Origin of the sequence: Methylophaga frappieri, from assembly GCF_000260965.1 — a bacterium.
In the GTDB taxonomy this organism is placed as follows: domain Bacteria; phylum Pseudomonadota; class Gammaproteobacteria; order Nitrosococcales; family Methylophagaceae; genus Methylophaga; species Methylophaga frappieri.
This window is the reverse complement of sequence record NC_017856.1, coordinates 1,827,380-1,849,091: the sequence shown is the minus strand read 5'-3', so window position 1 is coordinate 1,849,091 and position 21,712 is coordinate 1,827,380. Positions and strand designations below refer to the sequence as shown.

Genomic DNA, 21,712 nt, shown 5'->3' with positions numbered 1-21,712 from the left:
CTACCGGCCTTCCTGCTCGGTTTTATTGGCGATCTCCACTTCAAGACCAACGCCGATTTTCTGTAAGCCTTCTACAATCACGGCATCGCCAACGTTCAATCCGGTTTCGATTAGCCAGTTTTGACCAAGATCGCGGCGAATCTGAACATTGTGAAGTTCCACTATATTGTCAGCATTCACCACGAAAACAGAGGCTTGACCTTCCCGGCCAAAAGTCACGGCTTTTTGGGGCACTAAAATGGCATCATCAACCCGACCTTCATCGACTTCAGCGCGCACGTACATGCCTGGCAATAACAGCCCATCAGGGTTGGGGAATTGAGCCCGCATGACGATGCTACCGGTCATTTCATTGACATTGACTTCCGAAAAGGCCAGCGTACCTTTATGCGAATAAGCCGTGTCATCTTCAAGCGTTAACGAGACGGTTACCTCACCATTTTTCTCTAAATCACCGGTCATCAACTCGCGGCGAAGTCGTAATAATTCGCGTGAAGCCTGCGTAATATCAACGTAGATAGGATCGAGTTGGTGAATCGTAGCCAAACTATCACTTTGACCGGCCGTCACCAGTGCCCCTTCGGTCACGTGAGAAATACCGATCTGTCCTTCAATCGGCGCATTAACACTGGTATAACGCAGATTAATCAATGCGGTATCAAGTGCCGCGTTGCTGACGGCTACTTCTGCTTGTGCCTGTTCAAACGCAGCTAGCGCTTCGTCATATTCCTGCTGACTAATGGCATTATCATCGAGCAGTTTTTTATACCGTGCCTGACGGCGCTCCGTCACTCTGACATTGGCTTTGGCGCGCTGCAAAATCGCTTTGGCATTATTGACTTCAGCTTGATAGGGGGCGGCTTCAATTTGGTAAAGCTGCTCACCGGCTTTGACGTGAGCACCTTCAGTAAATAAACGTTTCTCAATGATGCCATCGACCTGTGGCCGGACCTCAGCCCGCCGAATTGCGGTGGTTCTGGCGGGTAATTGGGTTGTCAGCTGGACAGTCGTGTTTTCCACCATCACGACATTGACGGCCATTTTTTGTTGCGCTGCGCCAGTATTTTGCTGTTGATCTTGTTCAGACAAACAGGCACTCAACAAGCCAAAGGCGAATAACAGGGGTATGAACCGGTAAAGCAAGTTTGACTGGCTGGTCATAAAATCTCCTCTGCAACAGACTGTCGTTTGGCAATGGCATCCCAAGAGGCATGAACCAGTTCATGTAAATTATCAGGTTCAATTTCAATCACACCTATGGCATGTTGACGAGCAAGATAGACAAGTGGTTCAAAGCTCAGTCCCGCTAACACATCATCTGGCAAGTTTTTAATCGTGCCTTGAACGCGTCCTACTTCAAAAAGGGCGGTTAACGGCTGTAACAAACTCCACGCTTCATCACGATGACTGCGGAGGACATCGGGTGGGAGATGATCGAACTGCACCTTGCTTAACAGGATAGTCGGGTTCTCAATCAAAAAATGCCAGAGGTTACAACAAAGTCGATGATGTTGACTGGCCAAGTTTTGATGGGGGTCGTGATCAGTAAAAATCGCCTTGGCAAAGCGTTGCATGATCGTGCGATGCAATTCTCTTATCAGCGTATCCCGGTCTTCGAAATAAAGATACACCGTCCCCGTCGCGACATTCGCTTTGGCAGCAAGTTGCTTGATAGAAAAACCATGAAACCCGCAACAGGAGAGTAACTCCAATGTCGCGTTCAGAATCGCTTCGCGTTTGTCTATGTTAAGCAGGGACATTGCCATGGTTTATTGGGAGTGAATGAACGTTCATTCACTATAATCAAAAAAAGCAGGGCTGTAAATTCATATTGCACATTTTGTGGCAAGGAGCTTGGTGAAAGGCTAAATGACAAAGCCAACCGTGACCTGACCTTTGTCACAATGGGCTTATTCCAGGCAGTCATAGAAAACCTTGGCTAAATCAGCAGCACGATTGCCGATGATTGTCTTCTCTTTGCCATGAGGTTGGTAAAGATGATTACAAACGTAACCAAAGCCAATTTGATGATCAGGGTCTGCAAAAGCGGTAACGCCGCCCATGCCGACATGACCAAAACTATTGGGGTTAGGCCCCAAATCGGCCATGGGGGCCAGGTTGAAATACAGTCCCATGCCAACCCGGACATCCTGCTGAATCCCTTCATCTTTCACTGGTTGAGGTTTCTCATTAGCAATACGCTCAACTATCGCCTCAGATAAAACCTGTACACCATTCAAGCGGCCGCCTTGTGACAACATAGCGTAAATGCGGGCCAAGCCTCTGGCACTACCGAAACTGGTAATCGCCGGCGCTTCAGTATTTTGCCAACGAGCACTGTTTGGATGGTAATCCTTGCTGCAAGGTCGAAAATAGTTCGACTGCCAACCACCAGACCGAGACAAGAGGTGAGAGAAAAGCGCCAATCGCAACTTCACTTTCCAGTTGTAGCCATCGCAAGAGGCTAAAACAGGTCGCTGTTCTTCAAGCAATCGCAGTGACAGGTCAATCTGCAAAGTCCGGGCGAAATGCTCAGCAAAGTAATCCGCTGGCATTTGCCCAGAAATACGCCGTATTACTTCACCAACTAGATGGCCAAAGGTCACCGCATGGTAAGCGGTCACTTTGCCTGCAGGCCATAACAAAGGCGCTTTCTCCATAGCCGATACCATCCGCTGCCAATCGTAGACATCACCGGGCCGGTTTGTGCTGGCTGTGGGCAGGCCAGCACGGTGATGTAATAAATGATTGAGTGTGACTTGAGATTTGGCTGCAGTATCTGTCAGTGCGAACCCCGGCCAGTATTTAACGACAGGGTCATCCAGGTTGGCGAGGCCGCGATCAATAATGTGTAGCAGGCAAAGTGCCGTTAATGCCTTACCTGCCGAAAAGAGACTCACCACCGTATTCTGTTGCCATGCCTGTTTCCGGCCAGGTGAGGTATGACCTGCCCACAAATCAACAACGACTTGCCCCTGATGGTAGATACAAAGTGCACTGCCGAGTTCATCAGGATGTGCCTGCATCTGTTGAAAGGCTTCCTGAACGGGCTCAAAGCCGCTGGCCACTGAATTTGGTTGATGTCTTTTATTCAAGGTGATGCTGGTTTCTGACATGAGCTGATTCTCGACAAGGCGTTGATAAAAAACCGACATGACCGGTATCAAGCGCTTTACGCTTGAGTTTCATGGGGCGTGATAGTCGGGACGAAACGGGTGAAGCAGACGCTGATGCCAGCAGCCAGCGTTAGAAATGCCGTCAAGACAAACAACGTCGCATAACTGCTGAGCTCAGCCAACATGCCAGCGGCAAGGGCCGCAGTGAAGCGAATAACGGCATCCAACGAGGTTAAGGCCGCATAGGATGAAACGGGTGCTTCAGGTAAAGCCCGTTGCATGTATAACTGCCAAGTCAAAACGGTAAATACGCCTGCCAAAATAAAGTCGCTAATTGACAGCAGACTGACTTCAAGCTGAGCCATCATTGGCATCAGCGCCAAGGTCAGCAGCACCAGGCCTTTCAGAATAGCGCAAACCAGGAAACAGCGTTTCAGGCCAAATCGGGCAATCAACCAGCCTGAGGCCAGCGAGGCGGGCACTATCAGTGCCATTGCCAAGCTGCCGAGTAATAGGCCTGACTGAACGGGTGACATGCCGGTATCGACCAGTCGGGCTGGCAATAAGACATCTGCGCCACTGGCAGCGGCAATCAGTAACAAACTGATAATCAATGACCGATCGCCCAGTACCCGAGCGCCATGCAGAAAAGTAACTTGTTGCGCTACGCGTATCTGAGGCCCATCACGTAGTAATTTACCGCTAAGGCCGCTTATAGCCATAGCAATACTGGTTAACAAGATGACAGGCCACCAGTCAAGCAAGGTGGCGGACCATGGCAATATACCGCCACCGAAGATGCCGCCTAAAACCATCCCGGCCGCTGCATAGCCATTGACCCGGGCACGATTTTTTTCATCCAAGGTGCGTATTGCCCAGCCTGCGTACAGCAATTGCAGCATTAATGCCAGCAAGGCACACCACGCGGCCAGAGCAACGATTGGTCCCGCTGCTGCCTGCTCGGTTAGCATGGCAACCGGGAGAAAGCTCAAGGCCAACAGTAATGCCAGAATAGTGATTGCTTTGGTTCGTATGGCGGCGGGCACGGCCATTTTCTCAAACCAGGGGGCCCACAACCATTTAAATGCTGATGGTAGCCAGACGATCCAGATTAAGCCAATTTCAATCAGTGACGCGCCGCCATCACGGAGTTGTGCCGGTACGGCAATCGTGAAGAAGGCACCCTGCAGACCGATAATGGTTGCCAATAACAGGATGCCAAGCGTGCTGCTTGCTAACATCTTAGAAAGCGATACTCAATCCTAGCCCGACAATTTTGCCGGTGCCAACTGAGGCGGTGTGAATATCTGGCGTGTATTCTGAGGCAAAATGCACGGGGCGCTCATCCAGTAGGTTATGTCCAAAGACGTACAGTGAGCTATTGCCTTTACGCCAAGCAATCCGGGCATTAACAATATCGTGTTCTGGCAGTTTGAAGTTATTACCAATATCGCCTTCTCGCTTACCGACATACGACCAGTCAGCGGATAGCACGATGGCATCGAACAGATTCACATTGATGATTGGCATTTGGTAATCAAAGCCAAAAGTGGCTGACACCGCCGGCGTTAACGGTACCTCATTGCCATTGCGCGCACCGGTATTGGTGGTCGTCGAAACGGAGCGCATTTCACTATCAAGCAGGGTCAGCGAGCCACGGAGTTGCAGGTCATCGGTTGCCTGATAGACGCCATCGAGTTCCAGACCATAAGAACGGTAATCTTGATTGGTGAAGGTGTAGTAAACCAGCCCTTCTCTGAATTCAAAGTCAAACATCTGGCCATTTTTGACGTCATTATGGAATAGCGCAGCGTTGAGTTTCAGTCGCTCATCAGCAGAAACAAACTTCAGTCCAGTTTCCCACGTATTATTGGTTGCGGCTTTAAAAGGATCAGTTTTAATGCCCGTAGCAGAGCCGACCAGCAGTTTCTCATAGCCGCCTGCTGTGTAACCTCTTGACCAGGAAAGGTAAGCGGTTGTGGTCTCAGTCAGATCAAACGATAACCCTAAACGGCCCGTCGTGTAATGATCTTCAATGTCATCGGATTGGGTAAAGGTCGGTACGGTGCCGGCAAAGCCATTGGAGAGGTACCGGCCATCCACTTCCTGTGATTCCCAACCATAACGAATGCCGGCAGACAGCCTGAGGCGGTCAGTCATTGACCAGGTAGCATCAGCAAACAGTGACCAGGATTGGGTATCAATATCAACATCCGTTACCCCATTAGAGGCGGGTTGCGTGGCACTTTTGGCATCACGCTCACCACGGTAATCAGATTGAAAATAATTCGCCCCGACAACCCAGGAAAAATCTGCGTTGTCATCGGATGCCAGCCGGAATTCCTGACTAAAGATGGTTTCGCGTTCTTCAGTTAAAAAGTAATCTGTTGTCTGATCAGTGAAAAGATTTTCCGGCAGCCCCGTTAATGCAGAATACAAATACGCATCGGATGCGCCGACATCACCGTCGATATCTTGTTGTTGTAACCCGGTCAGCGAGGTAAAGCGAACCGCATTAAACTGTTTTTCTGCTTTGAAGATGGCTTGATGATTTTCGCGTCTGTGTTCTGGTATCCGATCATCGCCGCTTTCCGGAAAATTCGGGTGTTCGTAATACAGCAAATAGGAGTTATGACTCTTACGTCTATCCGCCTGCAGCATTGTTGATATATCCCAGCCGGAATCCGTGAAGGCGGTCAAAGAAAGCCTGGCGGCAGATAACGAAGCCCCGCCTTCAGTGCCGTTGGCAATCGTATTCGACACATCGCCATCAAAATCCTGATAACGAAGCGCAACCCGGGCAGCAAGCCGATCTGGCAACAACCAGTCACCAGCAACAAAGTCAGCCGTCCGGTGACCATCGGTACCTGCTTCGACAGTCAGCCGTTTCTCAGCGTCACCATCAGCGGCGTGTGGCACAAAGTTAATGCCGCCTGCCAGTGCATTTCGTCCAAACAGTGTTCCCTGTGGTCCACGAAATACTTCGACTTGTTCCATGTCGAAAATACTGGCAGGAAAGCCGAAGCCAGAGGTGGGTACTTCGTTAACTGAGTAAGCAACAATATGGTCGGTTGCACTTAATGGGTAACCCAATGGCCCAACACCGCGAATATTGAGAAAGTCGGTGCCGGGTTGTCCAAAACCGGAAAAGGTCAGACCGGGTGAATGCAGTGCGATGCCTGCGCCTGGTTCGGTGGGCGTGGTTTCTAAATCAGGTTTTTTCAGAACGGTGACAGCGCGTGGTTGTTCTTGAAGATCTTCGCCGCGTCGGTCCGCATTAACTTCAATGGGGGGCAGTTTTATTTGGTTATTCTGAGCCGCGATCGGTCCAGGTAAGGCCATCGAAGACAGAATGAGAACAGGAAAAATCGACTGGCGAGACATTGGTGTTCCTCATAACAAGTGGGTCCCGACAGTCTATCGAGTGGCTTGAGAGGCAGCCTTTGCGTGATAGGGTTTTCTTTTGTCAAAATCAGGTTTATCTTCGATTTCTTGACTGGGAGAATGTCCAAACCGGCGCCGGTAAGCCGTTGCGAAAGCGGCGGGATTTGAAAACCCAACCCGCAGTCCGGTTTCAGTCACTGACACGCCCTCACATCTCAGAATTCGCCGCGCCGTATCCAGCCGCAGATCGCGAAAAAAAGCAAAAATAGTCTGGCCATAAGCGGCTTTGAAGTTATCAGCCAACGTGCTGGGGTTCACCCCTGCGATTTGTGATAGTTCGGTGAGAGAGGGGGTGTGATCGAGATTGTTTTGTAGATATTCGGTCACGCGTTTTACGCGGTTTCGTTCTCTTTGTTGCAGGTTTCCCCGAATACCGTCATGTTGTCTTACCTGCTCTACAGCGCGACAAATGTAAGCCATAAAGTTCATCAGCACGGCTTCCAGTTCAAGTTCACGAAAAGGGGTGTCCTGAGGAATTTGCAGTGCCTGCTCGACCAAGGCGTTCAGTGCCGGCAAGACCGGCAGTACCGTTAAATCTGCTTTACCCATAAAGTGTCTTTTCAGGAAAGCGATGGAAGCATTGAGGCTGTGTCCCAGTTCGGCAGGTAAAGCATCAAATTCAATATGCAGACCCACACCGGCACAAAACTCACCTGAGCGATAGGTGTTGGTGCACAGGGTCGGTTCTGAGAAACTGACAATAATGGGCCGACCTACGGGAATCTGGATACGGTGGTGGTGGCCACTTTGAATCGAATTTGACTGGCCAGACAGCATCAAGCCGATAAATAAACCCGGTAACTGCATCGACTTGATATGGGCATCAGCCGCATAAATCATATCGAATCCGCCAAATAGCAGCCCCTTACAAGGTTGATAAGAAAACGTGCGGTTACTTGTCCAGTTGTTGGCGGCGATGCTCATCATCTTCTCCTGCGTGGCTTGTGACGCGGGCGTGGTCATAAGGTAGATGTTAACTGATGTTAATGATAATTATTATCAGTTAAAAGATAAAGCTGTTTGGTGACAGAGATGAACAGGCCGATTATTTAGGCGACAAGGGATGGGTAATACGCAGGGTCCTTGGCACTGGAAAATACAAATAAATTCATAAATTTAATTCTTCTACCAAACGTTTCAATTGGGCAAAGTCTTGCGCTGATATCATGGCAGACTGACTGTAATCCAAGACACGTGCAGCGAGATATTGAGCTGATTGTGTCAATTGGGCGGGATGGTTTTCTGCTAACAGTGCCAGGGTTTTCAATAAACGAATCCCAACTTGGCAAACGGCGGCACCATCTCTGGCGATCGGCAAGAACAGATCTTCGAATAAGTCCTGAGTTGCCAGTGTTGACATAGATAACCGGGGGTAAAGGATGGTTAGATCCGCTTGATCCTGTTTGCCCAATGCCAATAACACGCGTCCGCCACGGCTAATAATGTCAATGGCCGTGCCAGGATCATTCACCGCAGGTGACAGTGCTCGGGATGCAATTTCTGCCATGACTGATAAGCCAAACCGGGGATCCTGATCAAAACTACGTTTATCTGCAATGCTGAAGGCATTCCGAATCGACTCAATACAGTCGGGTTCGCGACAATGACTTAGCCAGGCGAGTGGCGCGGCTGGATGACTGTATTTGCCGGCCGGAGCAAGGATCATTATTTCTGCTTGATACTGCTCGGCCAAGCAGGATAAAGATGCCATATCAACATGTTGAACATAGCCGGTTTGGTCAGTAAAAATACCAATGGCATCAACCGGCATGGTTACCTCAGTAAGGGGGTTGGCTCCCAGAGCCGGATGTGCAACCCAATCAGAAAGAGCCTTACTGGTGGCCTGTTCAACCCGCAGACTGGTTTCGCTCATGCGGCCAAGATGTGACAAATGTTCGATCCAACGTAACAACGCGATCACAATCAGGACGATCACGATGACAGTAGTGATGAACAGAATAAGGCGTCCGGTTTCGCCATAAATGTCGGTATTAAGCGCAATAATGCCAACCAGACTATAAATAAAGCTGCCCAAAAAAGTCGCCAAGACATTCTGCGAGGTGGCATCCTGTCTGAGCAGTAAGTTAGCCCTAGGAGAAATACCTGAGCTGGCACTGCCAAAGGCGGATACCATGACGCCCAATGAAAAGGTAGTGACGGCCAACATACTGGAGGCCAAAATATTGAGAATACGAATGATAGTTTCTGCGCTGATACTGAAAGGCAGCGGATTTTGAATAATATGTTCGAGTGGTACGGCCAGTAATGCGATGAGAATGGCTATCACGCCAAAGAGTGCCGATCTCACCCACATTTTGTGCAGAAACTGCACCACCAACCAGCGCCATTTAGAAAACATAAACCACTCCTTGCATAGATAACACAGCTTAGCCTAGGCAACGGCACGGTGGAAGTTGCTATTTTCAGGCACAAAAAAACCGGCCAGAGGCGCCGGTTCTTTTAGGGATATGAAATTTACGGTTTATGGTGAAAATGAGGATCCGCAACCACAGGTTGTCGTCGCATTCGGGTTACGAATAACAAATTGAGAACCTTCAATACCATCGGTGTAATCAATTTCTGCCCCGACAAGATATTGATAGCTCGCCGGATCAATCAGTAAAATCACACCGTCTTTTTCAACTTGGGTGTCTTCGTCGCTGATTTCTTCTTCAAACGTAAAGCCATATTGGAACCCTGAACAACCACCGCCGGTGATAAAGACGCGTAGTTTCAGTTGATCGTTACCTTCTTCGGCAATTAATTCACCGACTTTCGCCGCTGCCGCGTCAGTAAAAATAACTGGGCTGGGCATTTCACTGGTCATAGCTAGACTCCCTATAACACTTTAAATTATCTATGTTTTAGTATCTGATTTCTGACTAAATTAGTCAAGATTTTGGCGGTGTTTCTGGTGTATTGCCAAGGTGTAAGTTTTGCTCGTCATGGCTGTTGTCCTCATGACTCACGGTGAGGATATCGTCGTCTTGAGCGACATGAACTAGCTGCCCATTGACTTCCGCTCCCATTGCCATTTCCAACAGGTGGTAAAACACATCGCCGTTAATTTGCGCGGCCCCTGCCAACTCAATGTGCTCACTGGCATAGACATGACCACTGATACGACCATTAATGAGCTGATGTGGTACCCGAATTTCACCGGTGATCCGGCCTTTTTCACTGAGCGTCAATAATGAGGCTTCGTTTTCATCAGCGATAATATTCCCAGTTACCGCGCCATCAATGCGTAAGCCACCACTAAAATGAATATCACCTTGAATATGCGTATTTTCACCAATCAGCGTATCAATACGGGTGGCTTTAGCGGCTTTACGTTTTTTTTGTTTGCCAAACATGGCGATCCTCATCAATCAGTTGGGTTTATTTCCTGCCAGTTGAAGTCTTGGGAAAGCAGTGTTTTATCTTTTTGGGTCAGTTTAACCTGTAGTCTGGCGACGGCGGTAGCAGGCAGAGCAAAACTGCCTTCGATGATTTGCACATAACGCAAGTTTAAAGCATGTTCGCCAAGGTTAATGCTCTCGACATCGGTTGCTGCCGGTTGCAGTTGCAATAAAACCGTACCCGTCAGTGGCTCTGTCACATTACTGCCCTGCGTGATAACCAGACGATATCGTATCAACTGCGTATCGTCGTTATCCTGTCGAAGTTGTAATTCCCGTACCTGTAACGCACTGCTGACATTACCCTGAGTGATATTCTGATAAAACAGTAACTCTTTATTGAGATTAATAACGCGCGTTTGCAGTTGTTGCAATCGTGATTCAAGCTTTTCCGTTGTCGCTTTGTGCATCGCCTGTAATTGTTGCAGGTTAACGCTGGATGCAGTGACCTCCTGATATTGTTGCTGCAAGGTGTCCAAGGCGTCGTTTAAACGGACATTTTCTGTCTGCAATCGTATTTGTTGAGCACTGATGAATTGATGGTAATACCATTGCGCGGCACCGAGCAGCAAGGCGACCAAGACAATCCACAGCAGGCAGCGAAAAGGCCGTCGCTGACGAATTTCAAGATGGCCTAGTGGTGATGTCATCAGGGCAAAGCCGGAACCGTTTGTAGCCCGTAAAATTCAGGCAAGCCAAACATAATATTCATGCATTGAATTGCCTGACCAGAGGCACCTTTGACCAGATTATCAATGACCGATAAGACAACAACGGTGTCGTCGCCCTGTGGTTGATGGACGGCAAGGCGACAGGTATTTGCGCCACGCACTGTTCTGGTTTCCGGCATCGCGCCAGCTGGCATCACATCAACAAAAGGCTCATCAGCATAATGCTGCTCAAACAGCGTCTGTAAATCAGCCGATTTCAGCAACCTGCTGTAAAGCGTTGCATGGATGCCTCGGATCATGGGGGTCAGATGCGGAATGAAAGTCAGTGATACGTCGCTGCCGGCCATTTGATTCAGCGTTTGCCGAATTTCCGGTAAGTGGCGATGACCTGACACCGCATAGGCTTTCATATTTTCTGCCGATTCAGTCAGCAGGGTGCCAATAGCTGCTTTTCGACCGGCGCCGCTGGTGCCCGATTTGGCATCGGCAATCAATTGTTTTGTGTCAATCAGACCGGCTTTCAATAACGGATAAAATCCAAGTTGTATGGCAGTGGGATAACAACCCGCAACGGCGACTAATTGGGCTGTTGCGATTGCTTCACGATTTAATTCGGGCAGGCCATAAACGGCTTCTGCCGCATATTCAGGGCAAGTATGTGGTGTGTGATACCAGTCCGCCCAGGCATCGGTGTCTTTAAGACGAAAATCTGCCGACAGATCGATGACACGGACACCACGCTGCATTAGCCCGGGGACACTCTGCATAGCGACGGTATGCGGCGTCGCGAAAAATACCACATCACAAGCCGCTAATGCCGTCTCGTCAGGCTCGGTGAAGACTAAATCAACGTGACCACGTAAATTGGGATAAAGGTCCGCTACGGGTAAACCAGCCTCAGCCCGCGACGTAATAATTTGAACGTCAGCCTCAGGATGACTGGAAAGCAGCCGTAATAATTCGGCGCCGGTATAACCGGTGGCACCAACGATGGCGATTTTAATCATGGACTTTCCTGTATTGCTTTGCAGGGACATCATAAAAGAGCTGCCAGCAAAGCAAAAGGGGTAAGGTAAAACTTACCCCTCAGGAGTCCTATTCTCAATCGTGTTTAAAGCGTTTTCGCTTCGACTGACATTAATGACGGAAATGACGCATGCCGGTGAATACCATGGCAATACCGTGCTCATCGGCTGCGGCGATGACTTCGTCATCACGCATGGAACCGCCGGGTTGAATGACGGCTTTAATGCCAGCCTCGGCGGCGGCATCAAGCCCATCCCTGAATGGAAAAAAGGCATCCGATGCCATTACGGCTCCGGGTACAACAAGTCCGGCATCTTCGGCTTTGATGCCGGCAATACGACTGGAAACCACGCGGCTCATCTGGCCCGCGCCGATACCAACGGTTTGCAGATCTTTGGCATAAACAATCGCATTCGATTTCACGTACTTAGCCACGCGCCAGGCAAACAATAAGTCTTTCAATTGAGCGTCATCAGGCGCAACTTGGGTGACTACATTAAGCGCTGAGGGGCTGATGGTGGCAATATCGCGATCTTGCACCAGCAAGCCACCTGTTACCCGTTTGAAATCCCAACCAGCCGTTGGTGTTACGGGCAGTTCGCCACAAACAAGCAGGCGCACATTCGCTTTTGCCGCGATAATTTCTTTTACGCCATCGGCAACAGCGGGGGCGATAATTACTTCAACAAATTGCCTGTCGATGATGGTGCTGGCGGTTTTTTCATCAAGGATGCGGTTGAAAGCGATGATGCCGCCAAAGGCTGACGTAGGATCCGTCTGGAAGGCACGATCATAGGCTGACAGCAGGTCATCAGCACATGCCACACCACAGGGATTAGCATGTTTCACAATCACACAGGCTGGTGTGTCAAAAGCTTTGACGCATTCCAATGCGGCATCGGTATCGGCAATATTGTTATAAGAAAGTGCCTTACCTTGTAACTGCACAGCAGCGCCGATAGATCCTGACTCGGGCGTAGATTCGGTATAAAAAGCCGCAGTTTGGTGCGGGTTTTCACCATAGCGCATGTCCTGTTTTTTATGGAATTGGCTATTGAAAGTGCGAGGGAAACGCTGTTTACCCTCGCTAGCGACCGTACCCAGATAGTTAGCGATCATGCCATCGTAATTTGCCGTATGTTCAAACGTTTTCAGGGCAAGGGAGAATCGGGTGGCATCATCCGTACCGCCATGAGTTTTAATCTGGTCAATAACTGGGGCGTAATCCACTGGGTCAATTAACACCGTCACATCAGCATGGTTTTTGGCGGCAGCACGCAACATGGTGGGGCCACCGATATCAATATTTTCAATAGCATCTGGCAGAGTACAGTCTTCACGTGCGACAGTGGCTGCAAACGGGTAGAGATTCACAACAACTAAATCTATCGGGGCAATATCGTGCGTTGCCATCATCGCATCATCGGTACCACGCCGGCCAAGTAAACCGCCGTGAATTTTCGGGTGAAGCGTTTTGATACGGCCGGCCATCATTTCCGGAAACCCGGTGTGGTCAGAGACTTCCTTGACCGGTAAGCCAGCATCAGCCAGTAATTTAGCAGTGCCGCCGGTTGACAGGAGTTCAATATCAAGCGCGTGAAGCTGTTCGGCAAGGGCGACAATACCAGTTTTGTCAGAGACGCTTAATAAAGCGCGTTTAATCGGGTTCATGCAAATTCCAGAATATAGAGTGATTCAGCCGTTACAGGCCATATTGTTTAAGTTTTTTTCTAAGGGTGCCGCGGTTGATGCCAAGGATTTCTGCCGCTCGACTTTGGTTACCATGGGTATGTTGCAAAGTGGCTTTGAGTAGCGGAACTTCAACCTCGGTCATGAGCATTTCATAAAGGTTGGCCGCCGGCGCACCATTGAGTTGCTGAAAGTAATTTTTCAATGCGGTATCGACACACTCTTTCAACGGAGCCTGACGAACATCAGCTTGAACACCAAGTTCAGTACAGCCAGCCAATGATGAGTCAAGCGCTTTGTTCATGCCGCGAGCGTATCCTTTTGCTGTGCTTGTGCCAATTGCGTAAAAAACGCGGCCGTAAAGGCCAGTTGCTGTGCGGGGTCTTCCAGTTGATTCATTTCCTGCCGGAAAGCATTGCCATCACGTAAGCCCTTGCTGTACCAGGCAATATGCTTACGCGCCATGCGAACACCGGAATACTCACCATAGAAATCGTACAGTGTCTTGAGGTGTGTAATCAAGATGTCACGAACGTCATCGATGGCCGGAGCGGGTAGATGGGTACCGGTTTGCAGATAATGCAAAATTTGCTGAAAAATCCATGGATTACCTTGTGCAGCGCGGCCTATCATCAGGCCATCAGCGCCGGTTTTAGAGAGCACAAAGTGGGCTTTTTCAGGACAGTCAATATCGCCATTCGCAATCACCGGAATATGAATACGACTTTTAATTTCTGCAATCGTCTCGTATTCAGCGTCTCCTCGATACAGATCAGCACGCGTTCGGCCATGAACGGCCAATGCCTGGATACCCGCTTGTTCTGCAATCTGGGCAATGCGCACGCCATTTTTGTTTTCCCGATCTGAGCCGGTGCGAATTTTCAAGGTAACGGGCACGGATACCGCCGACACCACGGCTTCTAAAATATCTGCAACTAAGGTTTCATGAGCCAACAAAGCCGAGCCGGCCATGGCATTACAGACTTTTTTGGCGGGACAGCCCATATTGATATCGATAATATGCGCGCCTTGCGCGACATTATGCCGTGCGGCTTCAGCCATCATGTGCGGATCAGCGCCAGCGATTTGAACGCTGCGTGGTTCCGGCTCGCCATCATGGTTAGCGCGCAGTAAAGATTTTTTGCTGGTCCATAGTGCTTTATTGGCGGTAATCATTTCTGATACCGCCATGCCGGCACCTAATTTACGACACAGTTGTCGAAAAGGGCGATCCGTTACCCCGGCCATAGGTGCCAGGAATAAATTATTTGGCAGCGTATAAGGGCCGATTTGAATGGGGTTAATCACGTTGACGAACTCCGGTCAGACGCATCCACTCATCATGCTGCTGCGCGGCAAGTGTGCCAAATTTGGATTGATAAGTGGATTGGATGTCAGCCGTTTGTGTATCCAGAATACCGGACAATACCAGATCACTGCCGAGATGGGTTAGCCGGGAAAATAAGGGTGCCAGCGACATCAGTGGACCAGCCAAAATATTGGCGAGCAAGACATCAGCAGTGATATCAGGACAGGCATCGGGGAGAAAGGTCTGAATCGTGACGCCATTACGTTTGGCGTTTTCCTGCGTAGCTTCTAATGCTTGTGGATCGGTGTCGACGGCAATGATTTTGCTTGCGCCAAGCAGTGCCGCCGCAATTGCCAAAATGCCGCTGCCGCAGCCATAGTCAATCACGGTTTTCCCCGTCATTTCCTGCTTATCCAGCCAACGAAGACAAAGGGCGGTGGTGGGGTGGGTACCCGTACCAAAGGCCAAGCCGGGGTCTAATAAAATATTGACCGCTTCCGGCTGTGGTGGTGTATGCCAGCTTGGTACAATCCAGAGTCTTTCGCCAAAACATAAGGGCGAAAAATCATCCATCCAGGCTCGTTCCCAATCTTTATCTTCAACCGCTTCGATTTTAAAATCGGGTAAGGCGCCTGCATAAAATGGCTTTACCGCCAGTTGTAAGGCTTCGGCCGTTGTATTGGCATCAAATAATGCGACGACTTGTGTGGCTGACCACAATGGTGTTTCACCGATTGGCGGTTCATAGATAGGCTGATCCGCTTGATCCTGAAAGGTGACGGCTGCTGCCCCCGCATCAGTGAGCGCCTCAGAAAGAGACTCTGCCGCGTCAGGCGGCGTATTAAAAATAAATTGTACCCAAGCCATAAGAAGATCAGCCTACAGGCCGAGCTTTTTCTCTAAATAATGGATATTGGTGCCACCCGTCTGGAAATGGGTGTCATCCATAATGTCACGGTGTAACTCGACATTGGTTTGAATACCGTCGATACCAATTTCTTTAAGCGCGGTTTGCATTCGTTTGATGGCCGATTCCCGGTTATTGCCATAGGCGATCAATTTGCCAATCAAAGAGTCGTAATTCGGTGGCACGCGGTAACCGCTGTATAAATGTGAGTCCATACGAATCCCGGCACCACCCGGTGCATGGTAATGGCTGACAACACCGGGGCTTGGCATGAAAGTACGCGGGTTTTCGGCATTAATCCGGCATTCGATAGCATGGCCACGCATTTGAATGTCTTCTTGACGGACAGACAATTTATTGCCAGCAGCAATACGAATTTGTTCGGCGACTAAATCCATATCGGTCACTCTTTCGGTTACGGGATGTTCGACCTGAATACGCGTGTTCATTTCAATAAAGTAAAACTCGCCATCCTGGTACAGGAATTCGAAAGTGCCGGCCCCACGATAGCCGATACGAACACAGGCATCGGCACAGATTTTACCCATCCGATCACGCATCTCTTGGGTAATCCCTGGCGCGGGCGCTTCTTCAACCACTTTTTGATGGCGACGCTGCATAGAACAATCCCGTTCACCAAGGTGAATGGCATTACCATGCTGGTCGGCTAACACCTGAAATTCGATATGCCGCGGGTTTTCCAGGAATTTTTCCATATAAACCATATCGTTGCCGAAAGCGGCTTTAGCTTCTGACTTGGTCAGCGCAATGGCATTTAACAAGTGCGCCTCACTGTGCACTTCACGCATGCCACGGCCACCCCCGCCACCAGCGGCTTTAATGATGATCGGATAGCCAATCTCTCTTGCCAGACGCATGTTGGTTTCATCATTTGATCCAAGCGGCCCATCTGAACCCGGTACACAAGGCACACCAGCTTCTTTCATGGCCTTGATGGCAGATACTTTGTCGCCCATCAAACGGATAGTGTCTGCGCGAGGTCCGATGAAAATAAAGCCGCTTTGTTCAACACGCTCTGCAAAATCGGCATTTTCTGACAAAAAACCATAGCCAGGGTGAATCGCCGTGGCATCGGTTATCTCGGCAGCACTAATCAGCGCTGGAATATTCAGATAGCTTTGATTAGACGGGGCGGGACCAATACAAACCGTCTCATCCGCAAGCAAAACATGTTTTAAATCACGATCTACGTCGGAGTGAACGGCAACAGTCTTAATACCTAACTCCCAACAGGCTCGCAAAATACGCAGGGCGATTTCGCCCCGGTTGGCAATAACAATTTTATCAATCATGGTGTGTCCGCAATTAAATCAGCAGAAAATTATCCGGCATTTGCCGGCATAAATCAGGCAATAACGATTAACGGCTCGTCAAACTCGACTGGATGTCCATCATCAACCAGAATCGCTTTAACTGTGCCGCTGCGATCAGCTTCAATTTGATTAAACATTTTCATCGCTTCGATGATGCAGATCACATCCCCGGCACTGACCTGCTGACCAACTTCAACAAAGGGTGATGCCTCTGGTGAGGAGGAGCGATAAAACGTGCCAACCATAGGCGAGCGAACCGCATTGGCATCATGATTGGCGGACGGCGCAGCAGTGGGTGCCGGTGTCGTGTCCGCAGCGGCAGGTGGCGTTGATGGAATCGATACAGTGGTTGGTGCAGGTTGCGGCGCGTAATATGGTTGTGCGCTGCTTTGGCGGCTGATTCGGACGGATTCTTCGCCCTCGGAAATTTCAATTTCAGCGACATCCGATTCCTGAATCAGATCAATCAATTTTTTAATTTTACGAATATCCATGGATTAACCTTTATTTAAATGACTAATGGCGGCTTGCAATGCCAATTCATATCCTTGTGCACCCAACCCACAAATGACACCGACAGCCAGATCCGAAAAGTAGGAATGATGCCTAAACGTCTCACGACGATGCACATTGGAAAGATGTACTTCAATAAACGGAATGGCAACCGCCGCCAGCGCGTCACGCAGCGCCACACTGGTATGGGTAAATGCGGCTGGATTGATGATAATAAAATCGACGCTAGTACGGGCGTTATGGATCGCCTCAATCAACGCAGTCTCAGCATTGCTTTGCAATGTGGTCAGCTGGCAATCTGCGGCTTCTGCTTGTTGTGTCAGATACGCATTAATATCATTGAGCGTGGTCGCGCCATAGATGTCAGGCTCACGCTGTCCCAGTAAATTCAGATTGGGGCCATGTAGCACTAAAACATTCTTCATGGAGGCGGCTGCCTGTGTTCGGTGACTTGGTCAGCGATTTTGCACCAGACGCCGGTAAAAAGTCCAGTTTTTTAGAAAATAGCCACAAAATTACCGAAAATAACGTCCAAATAGGGTTTTTTTAATGGCATTTACAAACCAGGCGTCAGCGATTGATCTGGGCAAGATGGGTCTGCATCTCGGACGCGGATACATGGCCAATCAGTCGCTGCCCAGCATACTCTTGCCCATTAGCATCGTAGAAAACCAAGGTAGGTGGGCCGAACACTTTCAATTGTTTCAAAATAGCCTGATGGGCAGGGGTATTATCGGTCATATCTACCTTGAGCAAGGTGTAACCGGATAAAGCCTGTTGCACCGACTTATCACGAAAAGTGGTTTGTTCCATATTTTTACAGTCAGTACACCAGTCAGCATAAAAATCGAGCATCACAGGTTGTGCCGTGGTTGCCAGCATTTTTTGCAGGGATTCCGGACTGTCCACAAGCGTAAATTGCAGTGTTTTCGCTTCACTGCCTGTTTCTGTTGAAAACCAGTGTTGTAATGGTTTCAATACAGACTGCCCACCGCTGGCCACGCCCAGTAACAGAATAATGCCACTTGCCAAAACGAGCAGTCCAACGCCTTGCTTAAATTTTTGCCAACCTGATGCCAGTGGCGATAAAGTTTGCGCCGCCCCAAGATAGGCCGCACTGATGATCAGCAGTGCTGACCATAGTGCCATGGTGACCGGGGTCGGAATGACACGTGACAGCATCCAGATGGCAAGCCCGAGTAGCAAGACGCCAAACACAGCCTTGATACTGTCCATCCAGTTGCCGGCGCGCGGCAATAAATGTCCTGCAGATGTGCCCAGTATCATTAAAGGTATGCCCATGCCCAGACTCAGTGCAAACAGGGCTGCGCCGCCAAGAACAGGATCCGCCTGTTGACTGATAAACAATAATACGCCAGCCAGTGGGGGCGCCAGACAAGGTCCTACGATTAACCCGGACAGCAAACCCATGACGGCCACACTCAGCCATTTGCCACCACGTTGCTGTTGCCCTATCTGGTGCAGCTTTTGCTGGAGGCTGGCGGGTAGCTGCAGTGTGTAAAAGCCAAACATGGACAACGCCAGCCAAACTAAAATTAAACAAAATGCGCCAATGACCCAAGGATTTTGCAACCAGGCCTGCAGGTTCACCCCCAACATGCCGGTTAAGACACCGGCAATGGTATAGGTGACGGACATGGCGAGCACGTAAACCAGCGACAGACCAAAAGCTCGACGCGGTGAGATATTTGGCCCTTCGCCAACGATAATGCTTGACAGGATAGGGATCATCGGGAAAACACAGGGGGTCAATGACAACAATAAACCCAGCCCCAGAAATGCCAGCAGGATCTGCGGCAGATTGTTCGTCGCTAGCTTGTCAGCCAATGTTTGTTGGTCAGGCACAGGCTGAGAGCCAGAAGCAGCCACCGTCGCTTCCGGTTTGCTGGCGGTTTGACGTGTCGTCAGCACAGGCAACTGCAATGAAATCACTTTTGTTTCCGGTGGATAACAAATACCGAATGTTTCTGAACACCCCTGATAAGTCACTGCCAGCATGACCGATTGTGCTTCTGGTGGGCGTGTTACCGGCACATCGAGAAGCAGATCATGATGATAAACTTCGGTCAGGCCGAAATAGGCATCGTCTTTGTTTTCTCCCTCTGGCAGAGGTAAATCAGCGAGTGTGACGTCTGCATTGTCAGCGTCAAGTTGGGCGGCAATTTTATTTTTATAGAGGTAATTGCCTTCCGCAATCTGCCAACCAAGCAGAATGGTGTTTGCATCGCTGATTTCAGCACTGAAGCGAAAAGCTTCATCAACGGTTGGCGGCGCATTGCGATCGCCAAATCCCAATTGTTCTAGAATGCTTTCACGCGCCTGCGTCGGCGCAGTCAGCGATAGCAATAAAAAAATCCAGAAAAAACGTCTCATTTTTTTGTAAGCCAGCTAAGTCCCGTAATCACAGACAATTGTAACAGGGCAGGGTTGCATGAAGATCGGAGTGGGGTGCCATGTTGTCTTTAAACTGTAATAATTGGCGGAATTTTTACGGCAAACGGGTGACGTGTGGAAATTAAAACCATTCACAAGATCGAAAAACAGGCCTACAAAAAAAGTCATGCGGAAATAACCAGAATTGGCGCGGCCTTATTCTTTTTGGCAGCAGTACTGGCGTTCAGCTTTGCGACCAGTGGTGGTGTTCCTAATAATCTGTTTCTTGCCATTGCTGCGGTGTTTGGTGCCTATATGGCAATGAATATTGGGGCCAATGATGTGGCCAACAATGTGGGGCCAGCGGTCGGTTCCCGTGCGTTAACGATGGGGGGGGCCATTCTGATAGCGATGGTTTTTGAGGCGTCAGGGGCATTTATCGCCGGTGGTGAAGTGGTCTCAACCATTAAAAACGGCATTATTGATATCGAAGGCTTTGGTCAAAATACCGATGAGTTTGTCTGGGCTATGATGGCGGCTTTATTGGCTGCCGCATTGTGGTTAAATTTGGCCACTTTTGCTGGTGCACCTGTTTCTACCACCCACTCAATTGTTGGCGGTGTCATGGGGGCGGGGATTGCGGCTGCCGGCTTTACTATCGTTGACTGGGGAACCATGATCGCGATTGTCAGCTCATGGATTGTCTCGCCACTGATGGGCGGATTGATAGCGGCGGGCTTTTTGCTGGCGATAAAAAAAACCATCATTTTTCGTGACGATAAAATCGGTGCGTCCCATAAATGGGTCCCGGTTTATGTTGCCGTGATGGCCTGGGCTTTCGTGACTTATTTGATTTTAAAAGGCTTATCGAAAGTCTGGGGGAGTTTTGTTGGGGCATTGAACTGGTTGCCGCTGGTCAGTATTGAGGCGAGCAGTAAACCGGGGTTTGTTGGCGCCGCGCTGGCGGGATTGGTTGCGGCGGTACTGGTTTTTGCCTTGGTGAAACGTAACATTCGCCATAAATTGCCGCAGATGAATAATGATCGACACAGTGTTAATACGTTATTTACCATTCCCTTGATTTTCGCCGCTGCCTTACTGAGTTTTGCTCATGGCGCCAACGATGTGGCGAATGCAATCGGGCCACTGGCTGCGATTAATGATGCCATTATGACCGGTGGCATTTCGGCCGAGACTGGTATCCCCTTTTGGGTTATGGCCGTGGGGGCACTGGGTATTGCCTTGGGATTAGGTCTTTATGGGCCACGTCTGATTCGGACCGTGGGAGGGGAGATCACCGAGCTGGATCAAATGCGTGCGTATGCCATTGCCATGGCTGCCGCGATGACAGTGATTATTGCCAGTCAGTTGGGTTTGCCAATCTCTACCACACACGTCGCCATTGGTGGCGTATTTGGCGTGGGGTTTCTCCGCGAGTGGCTAGATGATTCCAATAAGCTGGAAAATACGATTCGTCAGGAAAAAACCGATCTGAAAGATGAAAAAAAGCAACTCAATGCATTACGTAAGGAGCTGAAAAGTCTGCAAAGCAAAAGCGGCAAGAGTGTCGATGAATATCAGCGTATTACAGAACTATACCGGCTGATTGATGAAGAGGAAGAGGCCATCAAAAAAGCCAAAAAGGTGTTGAAGAAAGAACAGAAAACGTTGTTTGTTAAACGTGATATGGTGAAAAAAATCGTCACGGCATGGGTGATTACCGTGCCATCTGCAGCCGTTATTGCGGCGATGGTGTTTTACATGATTCGCGGCATTATGGTTTAAGTCGCATCGTCATCCCATGTCATTATCTGACGAAACAAGATAACGCTTAACCCGTTTAAAAATGACGATTTTATGACAGAGTACACATAAAGACTGGGTGGTTTGCCGTCTTGTTATCAAATT

The 21,712-nt window shown here is 49.4% G+C and carries 20 protein-coding genes; 1 reads left to right on the top strand and 19 read right to left on the bottom strand.

What is annotated here, in order from left to right:
- From Q7C_RS08855 to dsbD, 19 genes are all read right to left on the bottom strand, one after another.
- Entirely contained in the window at positions 1 to 1,161 is a 1,161-nt protein-coding gene (locus Q7C_RS08855) for an efflux RND transporter periplasmic adaptor subunit (protein ID WP_014704398.1), read from the bottom strand.
- A complete protein-coding gene (locus Q7C_RS08850) occupies positions 1,158 to 1,766 on the bottom strand; it encodes a TetR/AcrR family transcriptional regulator (protein WP_014704397.1) in 609 nt (202 codons plus the stop codon). The genes Q7C_RS08855 and Q7C_RS08850 overlap by 4 nt, the downstream gene beginning before the upstream one ends.
- Before the next feature lie 144 nt (positions 1,767 to 1,910).
- Positions 1,911 to 3,155 carry an EstA family serine hydrolase gene (locus tag Q7C_RS08845; RefSeq protein ID WP_014704396.1) on the bottom strand — a complete coding sequence of 415 codons (1,245 nt, stop codon included), beginning with the start codon at positions 3,153 to 3,155 and terminating at the stop codon, positions 1,911 to 1,913.
- A 17-nt stretch (positions 3,156 to 3,172) separates the two neighbouring features.
- The gene (locus Q7C_RS08840) at positions 3,173 to 4,357 is read right to left on the bottom strand and encodes an MFS transporter (RefSeq protein ID WP_014704395.1); all 1,185 of its coding nucleotides are present in this window, start codon (positions 4,355 to 4,357) and stop codon (positions 3,173 to 3,175) included.
- A gap of 1 nt (position 4,358) precedes the next feature.
- Positions 4,359 to 6,500: a TonB-dependent receptor gene (locus Q7C_RS08835; protein WP_014704394.1), complete on the bottom strand. Its 2,142-nt coding sequence runs from the start codon at positions 6,498 to 6,500 to the stop codon at positions 4,359 to 4,361.
- 33 nt (positions 6,501 to 6,533) lie between these two features.
- Positions 6,534 to 7,487 carry an AraC family transcriptional regulator gene (locus tag Q7C_RS13340; protein ID WP_187287364.1) on the bottom strand — a complete coding sequence of 318 codons (954 nt, stop codon included), beginning with the start codon at positions 7,485 to 7,487 and terminating at the stop codon, positions 6,534 to 6,536.
- A gap of 181 nt (positions 7,488 to 7,668) precedes the next feature.
- The gene (locus Q7C_RS08825; protein ID WP_014704392.1) at positions 7,669 to 8,919 is read right to left on the bottom strand and encodes a DUF2254 domain-containing protein; all 1,251 of its coding nucleotides are present in this window, start codon (positions 8,917 to 8,919) and stop codon (positions 7,669 to 7,671) included.
- Between the two features lie 123 nt (positions 8,920 to 9,042).
- Positions 9,043 to 9,387, bottom strand: a complete 345-nt coding sequence (gene erpA, locus Q7C_RS08820) for an iron-sulfur cluster insertion protein ErpA (RefSeq protein ID WP_014704391.1) — start codon at positions 9,385 to 9,387, stop codon at positions 9,043 to 9,045.
- A gap of 64 nt (positions 9,388 to 9,451) precedes the next feature.
- Positions 9,452 to 9,916 carry a bactofilin family protein gene (locus tag Q7C_RS08815; protein WP_014704390.1) on the bottom strand — a complete coding sequence of 155 codons (465 nt, stop codon included), beginning with the start codon at positions 9,914 to 9,916 and terminating at the stop codon, positions 9,452 to 9,454.
- 11 nt (positions 9,917 to 9,927) lie between these two features.
- Positions 9,928 to 10,611, bottom strand: a complete 684-nt coding sequence (locus Q7C_RS13335) for a DUF6776 family protein (RefSeq protein ID WP_014704389.1) — start codon at positions 10,609 to 10,611, stop codon at positions 9,928 to 9,930.
- Positions 10,611 to 11,639 (bottom strand): N-acetyl-gamma-glutamyl-phosphate reductase, encoded by a 1,029-nt coding sequence (gene argC, locus Q7C_RS08805; protein ID WP_014704388.1) that lies wholly within the window; start codon positions 11,637 to 11,639, stop codon positions 10,611 to 10,613. The genes Q7C_RS13335 and argC overlap by 1 nt, the downstream gene beginning before the upstream one ends.
- Positions 11,640 to 11,769: 130 nt before the next feature.
- Positions 11,770 to 13,329, bottom strand: a complete 1,560-nt coding sequence (purH, locus tag Q7C_RS08800) for a bifunctional phosphoribosylaminoimidazolecarboxamide formyltransferase/IMP cyclohydrolase (protein WP_014704387.1) — start codon at positions 13,327 to 13,329, stop codon at positions 11,770 to 11,772.
- Between the two features lie 31 nt (positions 13,330 to 13,360).
- On the bottom strand, positions 13,361 to 13,651 hold the full coding sequence (gene fis / locus Q7C_RS08795) for a DNA-binding transcriptional regulator Fis (protein ID WP_014704386.1): 291 nt from the start codon (positions 13,649 to 13,651) through the stop codon (positions 13,361 to 13,363).
- Positions 13,648 to 14,655 (bottom strand): tRNA dihydrouridine synthase DusB, encoded by a 1,008-nt coding sequence (gene dusB / locus Q7C_RS08790; protein WP_014704385.1) that lies wholly within the window; start codon positions 14,653 to 14,655, stop codon positions 13,648 to 13,650. The genes fis and dusB overlap by 4 nt, the downstream gene beginning before the upstream one ends.
- Complete coding sequence (gene prmA / locus Q7C_RS08785) at positions 14,648 to 15,523, bottom strand: 50S ribosomal protein L11 methyltransferase (RefSeq protein ID WP_014704384.1); 876 nt, start codon at positions 15,521 to 15,523, stop codon at positions 14,648 to 14,650. The genes dusB and prmA overlap by 8 nt, the downstream gene beginning before the upstream one ends.
- Positions 15,524 to 15,535: 12 nt before the next feature.
- Positions 15,536 to 16,876, bottom strand: coding sequence for an acetyl-CoA carboxylase biotin carboxylase subunit (gene accC / locus Q7C_RS08780; RefSeq protein ID WP_014704383.1), 1,341 nt, complete (start codon positions 16,874 to 16,876; stop codon positions 15,536 to 15,538).
- A 53-nt stretch (positions 16,877 to 16,929) separates the two neighbouring features.
- Positions 16,930 to 17,391, bottom strand: a complete 462-nt coding sequence (accB, locus tag Q7C_RS08775) for an acetyl-CoA carboxylase biotin carboxyl carrier protein (protein ID WP_014704382.1) — start codon at positions 17,389 to 17,391, stop codon at positions 16,930 to 16,932.
- A gap of 3 nt (positions 17,392 to 17,394) precedes the next feature.
- Positions 17,395 to 17,835, bottom strand: a complete 441-nt coding sequence (aroQ, locus tag Q7C_RS08770) for a type II 3-dehydroquinate dehydratase (protein WP_014704381.1) — start codon at positions 17,833 to 17,835, stop codon at positions 17,395 to 17,397.
- Between the two features lie 145 nt (positions 17,836 to 17,980).
- The gene (gene dsbD, locus Q7C_RS08765; RefSeq protein WP_014704380.1) at positions 17,981 to 19,804 is read right to left on the bottom strand and encodes a protein-disulfide reductase DsbD; all 1,824 of its coding nucleotides are present in this window, start codon (positions 19,802 to 19,804) and stop codon (positions 17,981 to 17,983) included.
- A 135-nt stretch (positions 19,805 to 19,939) separates the two neighbouring features.
- On the opposite strand from dsbD, the gene Q7C_RS08760 reads away from it, so the two are divergent.
- A complete protein-coding gene (locus tag Q7C_RS08760; protein WP_014704379.1) occupies positions 19,940 to 21,589 on the top strand; it encodes an inorganic phosphate transporter in 1,650 nt (549 codons plus the stop codon).
- Positions 21,590 to 21,712: the final 123 nt, after the last annotated feature.